This window comes from Mesorhizobium sp. M7A.F.Ca.AU.001.01.1.1, assembly GCF_004022735.1.
GTDB classification, from domain to species: Bacteria; Pseudomonadota; Alphaproteobacteria; order Rhizobiales; family Rhizobiaceae; genus Mesorhizobium; species Mesorhizobium ciceri.
Genome location: NZ_RZPF01000962.1, coordinates 1 through 1,921 on the forward strand (window position 1 = coordinate 1; position 1,921 = coordinate 1,921).

Annotated in this window: 3 protein-coding genes; all 3 read right to left on the reverse strand. The window is 62.6% G+C overall.

The genetic code is table 11. The annotated features are described in order from the left end of the window. On the reverse strand, positions 1–551 hold a 551-nt coding region (locus EN884_RS34580), incomplete at its 3' end, for a DUF2161 family putative PD-(D/E)XK-type phosphodiesterase (protein WP_128361067.1). A 102-nt stretch (positions 552–653) separates the two neighbouring features. After that, a complete protein-coding gene (locus tag EN884_RS34585; protein ID WP_063168009.1) occupies positions 654–1,451 on the reverse strand; it encodes a sterol desaturase family protein in 798 nt (265 codons plus the stop codon). Between the two features lie 177 nt (positions 1,452–1,628). After that, positions 1,629–1,921, reverse strand: a 293-nt coding sequence (locus EN884_RS34590) for an autotransporter domain-containing protein (RefSeq protein ID WP_128361068.1), incomplete at its 5' end; no start/stop codon positions are given.

Here is a 1,921-nt window from a genome sequence, read left to right on the forward strand (position 1 = left end):
ATCTTGGGCGCGATCGGCGTCACCGCCTTCAGATCTCGCGGCCGCCTGGGGCCATCCACCATGGCGGCAGCGCAGGCGAGGGCGCTTTGGCGATAGGCGGTCATGATCGGATTGCGCGATCCTCCTCCGGCAACGGGATCGCCGCGACGGCGCTGGTGCTCATCGACCAGGCGGGAGCGCCGGCGGGCATTTTTGCGCGGCGCCAGCGCGATCGGGCTGAGAAGCACCTCGACCCGGTCCGTCGCGGTCACGCCAAGCAAGCCGAAGCCAAGCCGGCGGCAGAGATTGCGGAACCTGGCATCGCTTTCGCGTCCCTTGCCGCGAGCCGACATGCGCGCGGCCAGCCACACCTCGTCACAGGCCGCCGCACGATCGACACCTTGCAGCACCAGTTCGAGATTGAACTGCAGCTTCAACTCGCAGATGACGACAACCGGCGGCTCCCCCTCGCGCAACGCAACAACATCGCAGCCGTCGATCTCGCCTTTGACGACAAAGTCGAGGCTTTCGAGGAACCGCTTCACCGGCGCATAGAGTGAGGTCTCGTTCATGGCGCAAGGTTTAGCCGATTCGAGGCGAAAAGCCTTCCGGTGGTTCGGCGTCCTGCGGCTCGAAAGGGGACCGGTGTGGATACCGCAACGCCGGGCCAGCCGTCAGGCTTCGGCGTTCGGCACCGCCCGGTTCGGCAGCTTCCTGCGGCGCAGGAGCGGATAGCCGATCTGGCCGAAATAGGTGGAAGGGATCGGATCGTCGACGCCGTACTTGTCCGGCACCTTGTCACCGGTGGGATTGTAGGTGCCGAACAGCACGTCGAGGAAAGGCAACTGCCCGGCGAAGTTCTTGTCATAGGCTTCGCGCTGGTTGGCATGGTGCCAGCGATGGAACTGCGGGCTGGCGATCAGCCACTTCAAGGGGCCGAACGGAATCCGCACGTTTGAATGCACAAGCAGCGTATGTCCAAGGTAGAGAGTCGAAAAGACGGCGATCGACGCTTCCGAGAAGCCGAGGAAAAAGATCGGCGTCAGCGATATTGCCTTTGTGACGATGGCGTCGACGGGATGATTGTGGAAGGCCCCGAGCCAGTCGAGTTCCTCAATGCCGTGGTGAACGGCATGGAACTTCCAAAGCGCCGGGATTTTGTGAAAGGCCCGATGTGTCCAGTAGACGCCGACATCGGTGATCACGATGATTTCGGCAACCTGCAGCCAGACGGGCTGGCCGCTGACGGCATGCGTTATCGCTTGCGGGACCAGGAGTGCAGCGGCACCGAGCGCGCCTGCCGCCATCATGACGATGGCCAGCTTTATGATGAAGCCGTTGAACAGCAGATAAATCAGATCGACAGCGAAGCCCTTGCGAAAGATCTTCTGCGGCCGCTCGGCAAACAGATGTTCGAACGGAATGAAGATCAGGGCGCAGATCAGAAGTGCCTTGATGCCAAAGATATCCATCGATTCGCCTCAGCGCGCAGTCCGCGCCTCTGAGAGGAACCACATCTCCCTTTCCAAAGGCTAAAGGCTCTACCTTTTGCGCAAGTGGCGGCGGCAAACGCGGATTGTGAATGGAACGCGGGTGGACGAGGAGACGCGAATGCGGGCTCGTCCTGCGGCGTGTGGCCCATCCCCCAACTAGAACCTGACCGCGAGATTGGCTTTCACGCTCTGGTCTGCGGCGCGACTGCCGAATTGTCCCCCATAGGTGAGGCCGAGCGTGGCATTGTGTGCGATGGCGATGTCGAACCCGACATCGAGTATCAGCCCGTCCTTGGCGATCGGCACGCCCGCGACGGTGAATGATGCGCCGCCGGCGAATGCGAAGCGCGACAGCGGTACGGTCTCGCCGAAGGCATGGCGCCAGCCGAGCGTGCCGCGAACCGTCGCCGCCATCTCGCCGACGGTGAACTCGCCTGAGGCATGTAGGC